The sequence below is a fragment of the Saccharopolyspora antimicrobica genome (assembly GCF_003635025.1).
Lineage (GTDB): Bacteria > Actinomycetota > Actinomycetes > Mycobacteriales > Pseudonocardiaceae > Saccharopolyspora > Saccharopolyspora antimicrobica.
In genome coordinates, this window is sequence record NZ_RBXX01000002.1 from 6,321,723 (window position 1) to 6,337,420 (window position 15,698).

General features: G+C 70.4%; 12 protein-coding genes. 7 read left to right on the forward strand and 5 right to left on the reverse strand.

The genetic code is table 11. From position 1 onward, the window contains the following. Positions 1–7 precede the first annotated feature (7 nt). From ATL45_RS30040 to ATL45_RS30055, 4 genes are all read left to right on the forward strand, one after another. Positions 8–1,624 (forward strand): OPT/YSL family transporter, encoded by a 1,617-nt coding sequence (locus ATL45_RS30040; protein ID WP_093146361.1) that lies wholly within the window; start codon positions 8–10, stop codon positions 1,622–1,624. 76 nt (positions 1,625–1,700) lie between these two features. Further along, the gene (locus tag ATL45_RS30045) at positions 1,701–2,765 is read left to right on the forward strand and encodes a 2,5-dihydroxypyridine 5,6-dioxygenase NicX family protein (protein ID WP_093146362.1); all 1,065 of its coding nucleotides are present in this window, start codon (positions 1,701–1,703) and stop codon (positions 2,763–2,765) included. Between the two features lie 161 nt (positions 2,766–2,926). Beyond that, on the forward strand, positions 2,927–4,198 hold the full coding sequence (locus tag ATL45_RS30050) for an alpha/beta fold hydrolase (RefSeq protein WP_093146363.1): 1,272 nt from the start codon (positions 2,927–2,929) through the stop codon (positions 4,196–4,198). A gap of 52 nt (positions 4,199–4,250) precedes the next feature. Beyond that, positions 4,251–5,483, forward strand: coding sequence for a sensor domain-containing diguanylate cyclase (locus ATL45_RS30055; RefSeq protein ID WP_093146364.1), 1,233 nt, complete (start codon positions 4,251–4,253; stop codon positions 5,481–5,483). Between the two features lie 75 nt (positions 5,484–5,558). Here ATL45_RS30055 and ATL45_RS30060 read toward each other — a convergent pair whose 3' ends face one another. Next, positions 5,559–6,917, reverse strand: a complete 1,359-nt coding sequence (locus tag ATL45_RS30060; protein WP_170210391.1) for a dihydrolipoyl dehydrogenase family protein — start codon at positions 6,915–6,917, stop codon at positions 5,559–5,561. Between the two features lie 204 nt (positions 6,918–7,121). Further along, positions 7,122–7,805, reverse strand: a complete 684-nt coding sequence (locus ATL45_RS30065) for a nitroreductase family protein (RefSeq protein WP_093146366.1) — start codon at positions 7,803–7,805, stop codon at positions 7,122–7,124. Between the two features lie 381 nt (positions 7,806–8,186). Here ATL45_RS30065 and ATL45_RS30070 point away from each other — a divergent pair, with 381 nt between their 5' ends. The 3 genes from ATL45_RS30070 (at position 8,187) to ATL45_RS30080 (ending at position 12,092) form a co-directional block, all read left to right on the forward strand. Beyond that, entirely contained in the window at positions 8,187–10,064 is a 1,878-nt protein-coding gene (locus ATL45_RS30070) for a 2-oxoacid:acceptor oxidoreductase subunit alpha (RefSeq protein ID WP_093146367.1), read from the forward strand. Further along, entirely contained in the window at positions 10,061–11,122 is a 1,062-nt protein-coding gene (locus tag ATL45_RS30075) for a 2-oxoacid:ferredoxin oxidoreductase subunit beta (protein ID WP_093146368.1), read from the forward strand. Before ATL45_RS30070 ends, ATL45_RS30075 begins: the two co-directional genes overlap by 4 nt. Positions 11,123–11,384: 262 nt before the next feature. Next, entirely contained in the window at positions 11,385–12,092 is a 708-nt protein-coding gene (locus ATL45_RS30080; RefSeq protein ID WP_281276089.1) for an endo alpha-1,4 polygalactosaminidase, read from the forward strand. Between the two features lie 55 nt (positions 12,093–12,147). Here the strand turns inward: ATL45_RS30080 and ATL45_RS30085 are convergent, their stop codons facing one another. The 3 genes from ATL45_RS30085 to ATL45_RS30095 all read right to left on the reverse strand — a co-directional run bounded on the left by ATL45_RS30085 (position 12,148) and on the right by ATL45_RS30095 (position 15,604). Beyond that, the gene (locus ATL45_RS30085; protein ID WP_093146370.1) at positions 12,148–12,972 is read right to left on the reverse strand and encodes an LLM class flavin-dependent oxidoreductase; all 825 of its coding nucleotides are present in this window, start codon (positions 12,970–12,972) and stop codon (positions 12,148–12,150) included. Between the two features lie 137 nt (positions 12,973–13,109). Next, positions 13,110–13,991 carry an NAD(P)-dependent oxidoreductase gene (locus ATL45_RS30090; RefSeq protein ID WP_093146371.1) on the reverse strand — a complete coding sequence of 294 codons (882 nt, stop codon included), beginning with the start codon at positions 13,989–13,991 and terminating at the stop codon, positions 13,110–13,112. Positions 13,992–14,074: 83 nt separating this feature from the next. After that, entirely contained in the window at positions 14,075–15,604 is a 1,530-nt protein-coding gene (locus ATL45_RS30095; protein WP_246025632.1) for an MFS transporter, read from the reverse strand. Between the last annotated feature and the right edge of the window lie 94 nt (positions 15,605–15,698).

Consider the following 15,698-nt stretch of genomic DNA (forward strand, 5'->3'; position numbering starts at 1 on the left):
GCTGCTCATGACAGTCAGCGAATCCCGGACGGGCGCCGAGCGCGCGCACCCGCGGGCTTTCGAGCCGACCGTTCTGGTGATCACGGTCGTGCTCTCCGTGGTCGGCGCGATCATCGGTCTGCACCTGATCACCACGCTGGGCATCTCGGCCAACACCTCGGTGATCGGCGCGCTGATCGCGATGATCATCGGCCGGATCAACGTGGCCGCACTGCGCAAGATGCGGTCGGTGCACCGGCAGAACCTCGTGCAGAGCGCGGTGTCCGGCTCGACCTTCGCCGCCGCCAACTCGCTGCTGGCACCGATCGCGGTGCCCTTCGCCTTCGGCAGGCCCGATCTGGTGTGGCCGGTCTTCGCCGGCGTCGCGATCGGCCTGTTCGCCGATTCCTTCGTGCTGTACCGGCTGTTCAACTCGCGGCTGCTGCCCGCGCAGGCCGCGTGGCCGCCCGGCGTCGCCGCGGCGGACACCATCATCGCCGGCGACAAGGGCGGCAGGCGGGCCATCGTGCTGGCGGGTGGCGCGGTCATCGGGTTCATCGGCTCGCTGTTCAAGCTGCCGGTCTCGGCGGCAGGTGTGGCCTTCATCGGCAACATCTGGGCGCTGGCCATGTTCGGCGTCGGGCTGATGGTCAGCCAGTACAGCCCGGCCTGGTTCAGCATCGACATCGGCGACCTCTACATCCCGCACGGCGTGATGATCGGCGCCGGGCTGGTGGCGCTCGGGCAGGCCGCCTACCTGATGTTCCGCAAGGACAAGAAGAAGACCTCGGCCCCGGCGCAGTCGGTCGATCCAAGCCAGCTGCCGCAGGTCGACGAGCGCGCACTGCGCCGCGGCGTGCTGGAGGGCTACGTGCTCTTCGTGCTCGGCGCCGTCGTGGTCGCGCTGGCCGGCGGGCTGATGTCCGAGCTGTCGGTGCCCGGGCTGATCATGTGGGTGCTGGCCGCCGCGCTGGCCGCGATCACCCACGAGATCATCGTGGGCCTGGCCGCGATGCACTCCGGCTGGTTCCCGGCCTTCGCCGTGACGCTGATCTTCCTGGTGCTGGGCCTGATCCTCGGCGTGCCGCCGGTGGCGCTGGCGCTGTTCGTCGGCTACACCTCGGCCACCGGCCCGGCGTTCGCCGACATGGGATACGACTTCAAGGCGGGCTGGCTGCTGCGCAAGGAGCACCGCCCCTACGACGCCTACGAGCGCTCCGGCCGGTTCCAGCAGTACCTCGCCTCGCTGGTCGGTTTCGCGGTGGCGACGGTGGCGGTCGCGGTGTCCTGGCAGTCGTTCTTCGGCGACGGCCTGATCCCGCCGGTGGCCGAGGTGTACGCGGCCACCATCAAGGCCGGGCTGACCGACCCGGACATCCTGATGACGCTGCTGCTGTGGGCGATCCCCGGTGCGCTGATCCAGCTGCTCGGCGGCTCCAGCAGGCAGATGGGCGTGCTGCTGGCCACCGGCCTGCTGGTGGGCACCCCGCAAGCGTGCTGGCTGGTCTTCGGCGCGCTGCTGGTCCGCATCGCCTACCGCTGGTGGCGCGGCGAACGAGCGGACGAGGACCTCAACCTCGTCGGCGCGGGCCTCATCGCGGGCGACGCCCTCTACTCGACCAGCCGCATCTTCGAGTCCAAGTGACTCCCGAGACCAGTTCCACCCGACGAGCGCGCCGCGGAACAGCAGCCGCGCCCGTCAGAGAGAAGAAGGAGTAGTTGTGGAAGTTGTCAGCCGTGTCGAATCCCGGCCCGAGTACCTGTCCTGGGAAGCCGCCATCGGCGCTCGCAAGCTCGTCGAGCAGGTCATGCTCGTCAAGCCGGGCGAGCAGGTGGTGCTCACCGGTGACACGTCCTCCGACCGGCGCGTCGTGGAGCTGACCGCGCAGGCGGTGGCCGCGGCAGGCGCCACGCCGACCGTGATCTGGTACGAGACCCGGCCCAGCTCGGCGATGGAGCCGCCGGCGCCGGTCGCCGGTGCGGTCGCCAAGGCCGACGTGTGGATCGAGTTCAGCGTCGCCTACATCATGCACAGCGACGCCTTCCGCGCCGCGATCGCCAACGGCGCCCGGTACACCAACCTGACCGGCATGGACATCCCGATGCTGGTCGACACCGTCGGCAAGCCCGACTTCGAGGGCGTCATGCGGCTCGGCCGCGCGCTGGTCGCGCTGCTGGAGCAGGCCGACGAGGTGCGCATCACCGCCGCCAACGGCACCGACCTGGTCGGCCGCAACCAGGGCCGCCCGATCAACCTGCGCGGCAAGCCCGCCGAGAAGCCCGGCGAGACCGTGATGCTCTCCGGCCAGATCTCCTGGAACCCGATCGAGGAGACCCAGAACGGCACGCTGGTCTTCGACGGCGCGCTTTGGCCGCCGGCCGAGATCGGCCTGCTGCGCTCCCCGGTGCGCTGCAAGGTGGAGAACGGCGTGGTCACCGAGATCACCGGCGACCGCGACGCCGAGGTGTTCCGGAACTGGATGGAGTCCTTCGGCGACCCGAACATGTTCCGGCTGGCGCACTGGTCGCTGGGCTTCAACCCGGGCGTGCTGGTGCCCACCGGCCGCATCGTGGAGGACGAGCGGGTGTTCGGCTGCGTGGAGATCGGCATCGGCACCAAGGGCGCCTGGATCGGCGGCGAGCCGTGGGTGGCCGCGGCGCACACCGACGGCAGCGTCCTCGGCCCGTCGATCTACCTCGACGGCGAAGCGATCGAGCTCGAGGGCCGCTACGTGCACCCGGAACTGGTCCGCATCTGCAAGGAGATCGGCGCGCCGGGTTACTGATCCGCAGGTCCTGCCGCAATTTCCATTGAAATCTGACGTCCGATTTCAATGGAAATTGCGGCTCGGTCCGTCCCGGGGTGGTGCGGTGGTGACCCCGGCCGGTGTTGAATCGTGCCCGTCGCACCCGACCCAGCGTGATAGTCCACTTTGGAGGAAACGAGATGCCGTCCGTCACCTACCGCCGTCCGGGTCTGGTGGCCCGGGACCACGTGTTCCGGGTTCCGCTGCGCCACGACGACCCGGGTTCCGGGGAGATCGAGGTCTTCGGTCGGGAGGTGGTCGCGCCGTCCAAGCAGGACCAGCAGCTGCCGTGGCTGGTCTACCTCCAGGGCGGCCCGGGCGGCAAGGCGGAACGGCCGCTGAGCACCAGCGCGTGGCTGGGCCGCGCGCTGCAGGACTACCGGGTGCTGCTGCTCGACCAGCGCGGGACCGGGCGCAGCACGCCCGCGAACCGCCAGAGCCTCGCCGGGTTGACCCCCGCGCAGCAGGCCGAGCACCTCAGCCTGCTGCGCGCCGACTCGATCGTGCGCGACGCCGAAGCCGTCCGGGCTCAGCTGATCGGTGACGAGCCGTGGTCGGTGCTGGGGCAGAGCTTCGGCGGGTTCTGCGCGCTGACCTACCTCTCGCTGGCCCCGCAGGGGCTGCGGCAGGTGCTGATCACCGGCGGCATCCCAACCCTGACCGGCCACGCCGACGACGTCTACCGCGCCGCCTACGCGCGCACGCTGCGCAAGAACGACGCCTACTTCGCGCGCTACCCGGAGGACGCCGGGATCGTGCGGCGGGTCGTCGAGCACCTCGCCGAGCACGAGGTGATCATGCCTGCGGGGGAGCGGCTGACCCCGGAGCGGTTCCAGACGCTCGGCATCCAGTTCGGCCAGGGCTCGCAGTTCGACGCTCTGCACTACCTGCTGGAGGAGGCGTTCATCGGCGACACCCTCTCCGACACCTTCCGGCGCGGCGTGGACGCGGTGGTCTCCTTCGCCACGCGGCCGCTCTACGCGGTGCTGCACGAGGCCATCTACTGCCAGGGCGCCGCGTCGGAGTGGTCGGCGCACCGGGTGCGCGCGGAGTTCCCGGAGTTCGACCCGGCCACCGCCGGCCGCATCAACCTGACCGGCGAGATGATCTACCCCTGGATGTTCGAGCAGGACCCGTCGCTGGTCCCGCTGCGCGAGGCGGCCGACCTGCTCGCCGCCAAGAGCGACTGGCCGGTGCTCTACGACCTCGACCAGCTGGCCCGCAACGAGGTCCCGGTGGCCGCGGCGGTCTACCACGACGACATGTTCGTCGACCGGGACCACTCGCTGGAATCGGCCCGCCAGGTGCGCGGCGCCCGGGTGTGGGTGACCAACGAGTACGAGCACGACGGCGTCAAGGCCTCACCCGCGGTGCTGGACCGCCTGCTGGCCATGAACCGGGGCGACGCCTGACGCTGGAGGCGCTGCTGCACGGGGCTGGCCGTCCGGCTATCGTTCGGTTCTCATGTCCGCATCCGAGCCGAACAGCGCTGGCGGTGTGCCCTGGCAGCGCGTCTTCGACCAGGCGGCCGCCGCGATGGCCATCCTCGACTTGCAGGGCCGCTACCTGCACGTCAACGGGGCGCTGTGCCGGTTGCTCGGGTACCGGAGCGAGGAGCTGGTGGGGCGGGATTACCGCGATTTCACCCACCCGGACGACATCGACGACGAGGGTCCGGTCGAGTCGGAGAAGACCCTGGAGAAGCGCTACATCCGCGCCGACGGGAGCCTGATCTGGGCACTGGTGGCGCGCACCTTCATCCGGGACTCCCGCGGACGCCCGATCTGCTTCCTGTCCCAGATCCAGGACATCACCCAGCGCCGGGAGGCCGAGCTGCTGTGGCAGCGCAGCTTCGCCAACGCGCCGATCGGGATGGCGCTGCTGGACCTGAAGGGCTCCTGGACGGCGGTCAACGACACGCTCTGCGCGATGCTCGGCTACTCGCGCGCGGAGATGCTGTCGATGTCCTTCGCCGACGTCACCTACGGGGAGGACGAGGCATCGGGCACCGCCGCGCTGGAGGACATGGCCGCCGGTCTGGTCGACTCGGTGAACCTGGAGAAGCGCTACCGGCACAAGGACGGCCGCCCGATCTGGATGCTGATCCGGGCGACCACGGTGCCCGGGGCCGACGGGACGCCCGCCTACGTGGTCAGCCAGTACGAGGACATCGGTGAGCAGCGCATGGTGGACGCCCACCTGGCGCACCTCGCGCTGCACGACCCGCTGACCGGGCTGGCCAACCGCGCCCTGCTCGCCGACCGCCTGGACCACGGGCTCCAGCAGCTCGCGCGCGGGAACGGGGTGCTGGTGGTGGTGCTGGCCGACCTCGACCAGCTCAAGCCGACCAACGACCGCTACGGCCACGCGGTCGGCGACCAGCTGCTGATCGCCGCCGCGCGCGAGATCCAGCTGGCGGTGCGAGCCGGGGACACCGTCGCGCGCCTCGGCGGTGACGAGTTCGTGGTGGTCAGCCTGCTGCCGGACGAGGACGCCGCGGCGGCGCTCCGGGACCGGGTGGAGGCGCACCTGAACACCGAGATCGTGGTGCACGAGGTGACGGTGAGCTTGCAGGCCAGCGTGGGCTACGTGGTCACCTCGGACCCGTCGATCACTGCGGACAGGCTGCTGCACCTGGCCGACCGCGACATGTACGCCAGCAAGCGCCGCCGCCGGGAGGCCAACGGGGGGCGCTGAGGCCGGTCGTCAGTCGCGATTTCAATTGAAATCGGACGTCCGATTTCAATTGAAATCGCGTGTACGACGGGCGGGTCAAGCGCCGAGATCGGCGAGGGCGGATTCGATCGCCCGGTGGAAGGTCGGGTAGGCGAAGATCATCCGGCGGAGGCGGGAGACCGGGACCTCGGCGTGCACGGCGACCGCGAGCGCGCCGATGATCTCGCCACCCGCCGGTGCGACGACCGTGGCACCGACCAGCACGTCGCGCTCGGAGTCGGCGACGAGTTTGATGATCCCGGCGTTGCCCACCTTGTGGATCCAGCCGCGCGTGGAGTCCTGGATGCGCGTGCTCCCGGTGCGCACCGCGATGCCCGCCTCCCGGGCTTGGGCCTCGGTCAGCCCGACGGCGGCGACCTCCGGATCGGTGAAGGTCACCGCGGGCATCGCCCGGTAGTCGGCGGTTTCGCCGTCCTGGCCGAGGATGTCGGCCGCGGCGATGCGCGCCTGGTACACCGAGGCGTGCGTGAACGCGCCGCGACCGGTGACGTCACCGATCGCCCAGACCCCGTCGGCGGCGCGCATCCGCTCGTCCACGGGGATGGTGCGCGCCTGCTCGTCCAGCCCGACCGCGCCGATCCCGAGCGCGCGCAGGTCGGTGCGGCGGCCGGTGGCCACCAGCAGCCGGTCCGCGGTGAGCCGGTCGCCGCTGGAGAGCTGCACCTCGAACTGCCCGTCGTGCTTGACGTGCTCGACGCCGTTGCCGGTGCGCACCTGGATACCCTCGGCGAGCAGCGCCTCGGTGATCACCTCGGAGGCTTCCGGCTCGGATCCCGGCAGCAGCCGGGACTGCGCCTCCAGCACCGCGACCGAGCTGCCGAACCGGGCGAAGACCTGTGCGAACTCCAGACCGACCGGCCCGCCGCCGAGCACCAGCAGCGACTCCGGCACCTCGCGGGACGGCACCGCCTCCCGGTTCGTCCAGAACGGACTGCCGGCGAGGCCGTCGACCGGCGGCACCGCCGGTTCGGTGCCGGGGTTGAGCACGATACCGCGCCGCGCGCGGAACACCTGATCGCCGACGGTCACCTCGCCCGGCGCGCTGATCCGTCCGACGCCGCGCACCAGCCGGCCACCGGTGCGCTCGAAGCGCCGCGCGGCGATCTCGTCGTCCCAGTCGGTGGTCGCCTCGTCGCGGATGCGGTCGGCGACCGGCGTCCAGTCCGGGCGCACCTCGGCCCGCCCGGCCAGCTCGGGCACCCGGCGCGCTTCGCCCAGCGCGTCGGTGGCCCGCACCATCATCTTGGTCGGCACGCAGGCGAAGTACGGGCACTCGCCGCCGACCAGCCTGGATTCCACCGCGACCACGGACAGACCGGCACTCGCCAGCCGGGCGGCGACGTCCTCACCGCCCGGCCCCATCCCGATGACCACGACGTCGACCTCGTCGACCACGGCACCCACCTCTGTTCTCGTCCGTCGCACCGTCGTTCCCAGGGCACCACCTCGATGCCTGCCGCGCACCTCGGCCCGGCACCGGTGCCGCCCGCGACGACCGGATGCGCGGACGCTGGTACCAGCGTGCCGGGCCGTGCTCCGCGGCACGCCGGTTTCGCGCGAGATCGCGGTAGCACCACCTCGCGGCGGAGCCGACGCTCCCTAGCGCCAGAGGAGCGCTTCCTCCAGGGGCTTGCGGGTCAGTTCGGGGACCTCGCAGTCGTCGGCCGGATAGCCGACCGGGAACAGGATGTAGGGCCGCTCGCTGGACGGGCGCTCCAGGAGCTTGGTCAGGAAGCCCATCGGGTTCGGCGTGTGGGTCAGGGTCGCCAGACCCATCGTGTGCAGCGCGGTGATGAACATGCCGCAGGCGATGCCGACGCTCTCGTTGACGTAGTAGTGCTTCTGCTTGCCGGTGTCAGTCACCCGGTACTTCTGCGCGAACGCGACCACGATCCACGGCACTACGTCGAGGAACTCCTTGTTCGCGTCGGTCTCCAGCCGCGACAGCGCCCCGTGCCACTGCGGGATGTCCTCGCGCCCGTAGAACGCGCGTTCCTCGGCCTCGGCGGCCAGCCGGATGCGGTGCTTGAGGTCGGGATCGGCCACCGCGACGAAGGTCCACGGCTGCTGGTGCGCGCCGCTGGGCGCGGTGTTCGCGGTCCGCACGGCCAGTTCGATCGCCTCGCGGGGCACCGGGTCGGAGCTGAAGAACCGGACGCTGCGGCGACCGTCCAGGTGCTCGAAAAGCTCCTGCCCGCGCCGCAATCCCTCGGCGGGCGGCAGTCGCGGCGGCGTGTAGGGCACGAACGGATGGGCGTGCGGGCGGGGTGCTGGTGCGGTCACTGGTCCTCCCGGGTGGGCGTCGGCTGTGATGTAAGCGGAGGAGGGCGGGGCGCAGGTATCGGCCGTTCCGGCGAACGTTCTCCCACATGGTGGGAAATCTGGGAACCGGTGGAGGGTCGCGTTCCCCGGCTATGGGGCAAGTCACATTCGTCGCCGTTTGCACACCGCCGTCCGGGCCGGGGAGAGTCGGTACACGTGGTGCCACCTGCGCACCGATGCGGAACTCCGCCGTACCGGTGGTCGTCGGGCCTTCGGAGGCAGACGTGCGGATGCGTGCGGAAGGTGATCGCGTGTACCCCGGACGTGATCGGAATAAATGCCGGGGATGTATCGTTCGCCACAGAATGGACGTTGCCTGCGGGTGAAGGGGAACGGATCAAGTTGAGCACCGCGAACGGGCACCGGACCAACGGCGCCCAGAAGCTGAACCGGGTGGTCATCCGGTTCGCCGGGGACTCCGGTGACGGCATGCAGCTGACGGGTGACCGGTTCACCTCGGAAGCCGCGGCCTTCGGCAACGACCTGGCCACGCTGCCGAACTTCCCCGCCGAGATCCGCGCACCCGCCGGCACCCTGCCCGGAGTGTCCAGCTTCCAGCTGCACTTCGCCGACTACGACATCCTCACCCCGGGCGACCGGCCCGACGTGCTGGTGGCGATGAACCCGGCGGCGCTCAAGGCGAACCTGGGCGATCTGCCGCACGGCGGCATCCTGATCGTCAACACCGACGAGTTCAGCAAGCGAAACCTGACCAAGGTCGGCTACGACGCCAACCCGCTGGACGGCGAGGAGCTGGAGCGCTACCAGGTCCACCGGGTGGCGATGGGAACGCTGACCCAGGGCGCGCTGGAGGGCAGCGGGCTCGGCAAGAAGGACGCCGAGCGCTGCAAGAACATGTTCGCCCTCGGCCTGCTGTCGTGGATGTACCACCGGCCCACCGAGGGCACCGAGCGGTTCCTGCGCGAGAAGTTCGCCAAGAAGCCGCAGATCGCCGAGGCCAACGTGCTGGCCTTCCGCGCGGGCTGGAACTACGGCGAGACGACCGAATCCTTCGCGGTGACCTACGAGGTCGCGCCCGCCAAGCTGCCCGCCGGGACCTACCGGCAGATCACCGGCAACACCGCGCTGGCCTACGGCATCGTCGCGGCCGGGCAGTGCAGCGAGCTGCCGGTGTTCCTGGGCACCTACCCGATCACGCCGGCCTCCGACGTGCTGCACGAGCTGGCCAAGCACAAGAACTTCGGCATCACCACCTTCCAGGCCGAGGACGAGATCGCCGGTGTCGGCGCGGCGCTGGGCGCCTCCTTCGGCGGGGCGCTGGGCGTGACGACCACCTCCGGGCCCGGGCTGGCGCTGAAGTCGGAGACCATCGGCCTGGCGGTGGCGCTGGAGCTCCCGCTGCTGGTGTGCGACATCCAGCGCGGCGGCCCCTCCACCGGCCTGCCGACCAAGACCGAGCAGGCCGACCTGCTGCAGGCGCTCTACGGCCGCAACGGCGAGTCGCCGGTGCCGGTGATCGCCCCGTGCTCGCCGGCGGACTGCTTCGACGCGGCCCTGGACGCGGTGCGCATCGCGCTGACCTACCGGACACCGGTGCTGCTGCTGTCCGACGGCGCGATCGCCAACGGTTCGGAGCCGTGGTTGATCCCGGAGACCGACCAGCTGCCCGACCTGCGCGTCGAGTTCGCCACCGAGCCCAACGCGCCGGACGGCTCCGGCGAGTTCTGGCCCTACGTGCGTGACCCGGAAACGCTGGCCCGCGAGTGGGCGGTGCCCGGCACGCCGGGCCTGGAGCACCGGGTCGGCGGGCTGGAGAAGGCCGAGGGCAAGGGCAACATCTCCTACGACCCGGACAACCACGACAAGATGGTGCGGCTGCGCCAGGCCAAGATCGACGGCGTGCGGGTCCCGGACCTCACCGTCGACGACCCGTCCGGCCGGGCCCGCGTGCTGGTGCTGGGCTGGGGCTCGTCCTACGGGCCGATCGGCGCGGCCTGCCGCCGGGTCCGCGGTCAGGGCATGGACATCGCGCAGGCCCACCTGCGCCACCTCAACCCGATGCCGGGCAACCTTGGCGACGTGCTGCGCAGCTACGACAAGGTGATCGTCCCGGAGATGAACCTGGGACAGCTGGCGATGCTGCTGCGCGCCCGCTACCTGGTCGACGTGCAGTCCTACACCAAGGTCGCGGGGCTGCCGTTCCAAGCCGAGGAGCTGCAGAACGTGCTCACCGACGTGGTGCAGGGGGTGTCCGCGTGACGACCACCGATCTGGGGATCCCGGGCCTGGGCGGGCTCGCCGGGGTGCCGACGACCGGCGAACCGCAGAAGGCCAAGGACTTCAAGTCCGACCAGGAGGTGCGCTGGTGCCCGGGGTGCGGCGACTACGTCGTGCTCAACGCGGTGCAGAGCTTCCTGCCGTCGCTGGGGCTCAAGCGCGAGAACATCGTGTTCATCTCGGGCATCGGGTGCTCGTCCCGGTTCCCGTACTACATGAACACCTATGGGATGCACTCCATCCACGGCCGCGCCCCGGCGATCGCCACCGGCCTGGCGACCAGCCGGCCGGACCTGTCGGTGTGGGTGGTGACCGGTGACGGCGACGCGCTGTCCATCGGCGGCAACCACCTGATCCACGCCCTGCGCCGCAACGTGAACCTGAAGATCCTGCTGTTCAACAACCGGATCTACGGCCTGACCAAGGGCCAGTACTCGCCGACCAGCGAGGTCGGCAAGGTCACCAAGTCGACCCCGGCGGGTTCCCTGGACCACCCGTTCAACCCGGTGTCGCTGGCGCTGGGCGCGGAGGCGTCGTTCGTGGCGCGCGTGATCGACTCGGATCGCGCGAGCGTGACGGAGACCTTGAAGGCGGCGGCGGAGCACCGCGGCAGCGCCCTGGTGGAGATCTACCAGAACTGCCCGATCTTCAACGACGGCGCCTTCGACGTGCTCAAGGACAACGACGAGAAGCAGCGCCGCATCGTCCCGCTCAAGCACGGCGAGCCGATCACCTTCGGCCCGGAGGACGAGCAGTTCGGCGTGGTCTCCGGCCCGGACGGCTTCCGCGTCGCCAAGCTGTCCGAAGTGGACGAGGCCGAAGTGGTGGTGCACGACGCGCACCGCGACGACCCGTCCTACGCCTTCGCCCTGTCCCGCCTCGGTGGCCAGGACCTCAACCCGGCGGTGACGGGCATCTTCCGCTCGGTCGAACGCCCGGCCTACGACGACCTGGCCCGAGCCCAGGTGGCGGAGGCCCAGCGGTCCAGGCCGGCGGACCTCCAGAAGCTCCTCCACGGCAACGACACCTGGACCATCTGAGTTCTGACCCGGTGAAGGGCACCGCTGACCGAGCACACCCGGTCGGCGGTGCCCTTCGTGCAACGGCGGATCGGGTGGCGCCTAGGCTCGGAGCTCGGGTTGTCGAACGCCGGACGGCATGCGTCTCGGCGGTGGTGGAGGCAGAGGCGTGCGGTCGGCGGTGTGTTCGGTGTTCGCCGTGCTGCTTGCGATCAGCGGGTGTTCGGCCGATCCCGGTCCCGTCGGGGAACCGGAGACGGTGGATTCGGCGTTTCCCGCTGGGGTGGCGGTTGATTACCAGTTGGGTGGTGCGTATCCGCCGCCCGCTGGTGTCGGACTGGTGGTCCGGGACAGCACGGCGCAACCCGCTGCCGGTGTCTTCAACGTCTGCTACGTCAACGGGTTCCAGACGCAACCGGCGGAGCGCGAGGTGTGGTTGCGCGATCGGCGCGACCTGGTGCTGTTCGAGGGCGGTGACCCGGTCGTCGACGAGGGTTGGCCCGACGAGCTGCTCCTCGACACCTCCACGGCGGACAAGCGCCGCCGACTGGCCGAGATCCAGGGCCGGACGATCGAGTCGTGCGCGGCGGCCGGTTTCGACGCGGTGGAGATCGACAACCTGGATTCCTACACGCGCTCGGACGGAGCCCTCACCGCCGAGGACAACCTGGCCTTCGCGGCGGACCTGGCGCGGATCGCCCACGACGCGGGCCTGCTCATCGGCCAGAAGAACGCCGCGGACCTGACCGGCCGGGCCAAGGAACGGGTGGGTTTCGACTTCGCGGTGGCGGAGGAATGCCTCCAGCACGACGAGTGCGGCGACTACGCGGCCGCCTACGGAGACCGCGTCATCGACATCGAGTACACCGACTACCTGGCGGAACCACCGGAGCGGACGTGCGCCCGGCAGGACCGTCCCTCAGCAACGGTGATCCGGGACCGCGATCTCGTCCCGAGCGGCGATGAGCAGCACTTCCACCACCGGTGCTGACAGCTGACATGCGCACTTTCCGGTGCCGGAGCACCGGAAAGTGCGCACGGGTTGGTTACGGGAGGAGGTCGGCCAGGTGGTTCACCTGGTCCGGGTCGGGGGACCAGCAGTAGAGGATCGCTTCGTCCGCGCCCAGGGATTCGAGGCGGGCGAGCTGATTTCTCAGGACCGCTGGAGTGGTGACCATGGCGTTGGCGAAGTTCGCGTCGCCGTAGTAGCGGATCATCTCGGCCCGGGCTTCGTCGGCCACCGCGTCCGGGCCGATCGCCGTGTTGAGCTGGCCGATCAGGCGGGGCTCGCCCGGACGGCCGTGCTGCTGCCAGGCGTTCCGGGCGAGGGCGAACGTCGTTGCCATGTACTCCAGCGGGCCTGCGGCCAGGAATCCGTCGCCCCAGCGGCCGACCCGGTCGATGGCTGCCGGCCGGAAGCCGCCGAAGAGCACCTCCGGGCGCACCGCGGGGCCGATCGGTCCGGCGCTGTCGCTGTGCGGTTCGCCGGACCACAGGCGGTGCATCAGGTCCATCTGCTCGTCGAGGATGCGGCCGCGGCGCTTGAGGTCCGTGCCGGCGGCCGCGTGGTCGTCCTCGCGGCCGCCGACTCCGATGCCGAGCGTGAAGCGGTTTCCGCTCAGCTGGGCCAGAGTCGCCGCCTGCTTGGCCAGCAGCGGGGTTTGGCGCAGCGGTGCGAGCAGGACTTCGGTCTGGAGCCGGATGCGGCGGGTCGCGCCGGCGAGCGTTGCCAGGGTGACCAGGGGCTCCGGGTTGTCGTACACCAGTCGGTCCAGCAGACCGAGGGTGCTGAACGGGCCGTCGTCGGCGAGTCGCGCCCAGGTCGGCAGGGCGGTGGGTTCGGCGATGGGCAGGCCGAGGCCGATCTTCATGTCTTGCGCCTCCAGAAGGGCAGGGTGAACACCTGTGCCGCCCCCTCGTTTCGCGCAAGCGGGTTCTCGTTCTGCGGCGCACTCCTGGAGAACCTGATCAGAGTGGCCCTACTCTATCCCGCTGCCGCGCGCCGCGGTCAACCGCGTTTGAAGTAGTCGACCAGGCGGGAGTAGCTGTCCTCGCCGTAGCCGTCGTCCACAGCGCGGTTCACCAGGGCCTGCGAGTACGCCGGGAGTTCGACGTCCAGACCTCGCGCGCGACTCTCCTGCACCAGGTCGTCGATCGACGGCAGGTGGTGCTTGAGACCGCCGAACCCGGTCGCGTGCTCGGCGCGGTCCACTTCGCCGCCGAGCATCGGGAGGAACGCCGCCAACGCGGTCAGCGAGGGGTCGGCGTGCTCCAGGAACTGCTCGGTCGTGATGCCCTCGCTCGACAGCATCGCCGCTGCGTGCAGGAATCCGTTGAGCAATCCCCACATCGTGCCGTGCACGGCCATTCCGTAGAGCCCCGGCACTCCGGGGTTGGGCGAGACGAAGACGCTCCGGCCGCCCAGCAGCTCCAGCACCGGGCGGTAGTGGTCGTAAGCGGCTTGAGCGCCGCCGTAGAACACCACCGCATCAGGCGAGCCGATGCCGGGCGCGATGGTCATGATCTGCCCGTGCAGGTATTTCGCGTCCCTGGCCGCGGCGAACTCGGCGACCTCGCGCGCTGCCGCGGACGGGCCGTCCGTCAGGTTGACGACGACGCGCCCGGACAACGCTTCGCCAGCGGTGTCCAGGACTTCCCGCGCCACGTCGTTGCCCTGCACCGAAACGACCACGAGTCGGCTGGCGAGCACGGCATCCCGGACCGTGCCAGCGCGTTCCGCGCCCCGGGACACCAGTGCGTCCGCCCGTTCCGCGGTGCGGTTCCACACGGTCGTCGGATGCCCGCCGCCCAGGAACGCTCCGGCGACGGCCGATCCCATCTCACCCAGTCCGATCACCGTCACAGCAGGACGAACCTCGGTGCTGGTCATGTGCTCACTCTCCTCGAAACGCGGCCAAGGCCGCAGCGATCAGCAAATTCGGTACGACGTTGAAGAACCAGCGACGACACCGGTCAGGCGCTGCTTGCGACGACGACACCGGCGGTCGCCTCGTCGGGTGCTTCCTCCGGGCGCTCGACGGGTCCGGCCTTGCGCAGCACAGTGATTGCGAGGACGGCGGTGCCCGCGACGAGCACCGCAGCCACGACGGCGACGGTGTTGAGACCCGTCGTGTAGGCCTCGCGCGCAGCAGTCAGCACTTGGTCCCCGAGAGCGGGAGGCAAGCCCTGCACGACGACGATCGCGCCTTCGGCACCGCCCCGCACCGCGTCAGCGGCCGGGGCCGGAACACCGTCCGGCACGGCGATCTCGCCGCGGTAGAGCGCCGTGCCGAGACTTCCCAGTGCGGCGACGCCCAGCGAAACTCCGAGCTCGCCGCTGGTTTCGGACAGCGAGGCGGCCGAACCACCGCGCTCGGGCGGTGCGGAGCTGACGACGAGATTGGTGCCGAGCGCGCCGATCGGACCGGTGCCGAGGAAGACGATGACGAAGCCGGTCACGAGCAGGGGCAGGCCACCCACCGCGTCGACGAAGGCGATCAGCAGGTATCCCGCGGCGGTGAGGCCGAGCCCGGCACCGATGACGACGCCCATCGGCAGCCGCTTGACCAGGATCGGTGCGGCCATGGCGGCCGCGATCGACGCGAGCGCGGAGGGCACCATCCACAGACCGGCCTGCATCGGGGACAGGCCCGCGACCATCTGCAGGAAGCCGGTGATGAACAGGTAGCTGCCGCCGGTGGTGACCATGGTGATCATGAGGATCAGCAGCGATGCGGTGAAGGCGCCGTAGCGGAACAGCCGCAGGTCCAGCAGGGGATGGGCCAGCTTCCGCTGCCGCCGCACGAACACCGCGCCGACGGCGGTGCCCGCGGCGATCGCCGCCAGGGGCAGCAGCTGCCAGCCGTCCCGGGCGAGCACCTTGAGGCCGTAGACGACCGGCAGGATCGCCGCCAGGGACAGCACCACGCTGAAGAGGTCCAGCCTGCCACCGTCGGGGTCGCGGTACTCGGGCAGCACGAACGGTGCGGCGATCAGCAGGACGACCATGATCGGTACGCCCAGCAGGAACACCGATCCCCACCAGAAGAACTCGAGCAGCACACCGCCGATCACCGGACCGAGCGCGGTGCCCGCCATGAAGCAGCTTGCCCACACCGCGATGGCACGTCCGCGCTGGTGCGGTTCCTGGAACATGTTGCTGATCAGGGCGAGCGTGGAGGGCATCAGACTCGCTGCTGCGATGCCGAGCAGGGCGCGCGTGGTGATGAGCATCTCGGCGCTGGTGGAGAAGGCCGCGGTGACCGAGGCAGCACCGACCAGCACCGCACCGATCAGCAACAGCTTGCGGCGGCCGATCCGGTCGCCGAGGGTTCCCATCGTGACCAGGAAGCCCGCCATCATGAACCCGTAGACGTCCATGATCCATAGCATCTGGGTGCCGGTGGGCCGCAGATCCTCCGTCAGGTGCGGCAGGGCGAGGAACAGCACGCTCTGGTCGAGCGCGAGCAGCAGGGTCGGCAGTGCGAGAACGGCAAGCCCCATCCATTCGCGGGCACCGGCTCTGGCGGGCGCGGCCGCAGGGGCGTTCGATGACATGACTTGCCTTCCGGGGAATCGTGGTGCGCGTCCGGGTGTG